This is a genomic window from Salinimicrobium oceani (assembly GCF_012037645.1).
Genome location: NZ_JAAVJR010000080.1, coordinates 1 through 839, shown reverse-complemented (window position 1 = coordinate 839; position 839 = coordinate 1). Strand labels below are relative to the sequence as shown.

Here is an 839-nt window from a genome sequence, read left to right as displayed (position 1 = left end):
ACTACCGGGGGCTATAATGGAGGCCAGGCCGAATATGTGCGTGTTCCTTATGCCGATGTCGGGCCAACTGTTATACCAGATTGGATGGATCCCGATGATGCCGTACTGCTAACAGATGTGGTGCCAACAGGTTATCAGGCTGCCGAAATGGGTGGAATCCAGGAAGGAGATACCGTAGTGGTTTTTGGAGCCGGTCCAATTGGGATCATGGCTGCCAAATGTGCCTGGCTGTTTGGAGCGGGACGAGTCATTGTCATTGATCAGCTGGACTACAGGCTGGAATTTGTGAAGGAATTCGCTCAATGTGAGGTTTATAATTTTAAACATCTTGAAGATCCTGTGGTTTTTATCAAAAAGATTACAGATTCCTTAGGCGCCGATGTTTGTATTGATGCTGTAGGTGCCGAAGCGGCGGGAGATACCATGAACACCATGCTGGGAAGAAAATTACTCATGCAGGGTGGTTCCACAACTGCTCTTCATTGGGCGATCAATTCTGTTAAAAAGGGAGGGATCGTTTCCATTGTTGGAGTCTACGGACCTATTGATGCCCTGGTGCCAATTGGAAATGTGGTGAATAAAGGAATTACCATTCGGGCAAGTCAGGCTTCAGTAAAGAGATTGCTGCCTAAGATGATAGAGCATGTCAAAAATGGTATTATCGATCCTAAGGCAATGATCACTCATCGCATTCCGTTGGAAGAAGTTGGAGAAGGTTATCACATATTCAGCAAAAAACTGGATAACTGTATTAAAACAGTACTTATTCCGCCTTCAGCTTAAGTAAAAAGCCAAAAACAAATTTTTAATTTTAAAAAGAAACACATGATCGGAGATGA

General features: G+C 44.1%; 1 protein-coding gene. It reads left to right on the top strand.

What is annotated here, in order from left to right:
* Positions 1-783 (top strand): zinc-binding dehydrogenase (locus HC175_RS15500; RefSeq protein WP_168139355.1); only part of this gene is annotated, 783 nt, incomplete at its 5' end.
* Between the last annotated feature and the right edge of the window lie 56 nt (positions 784-839).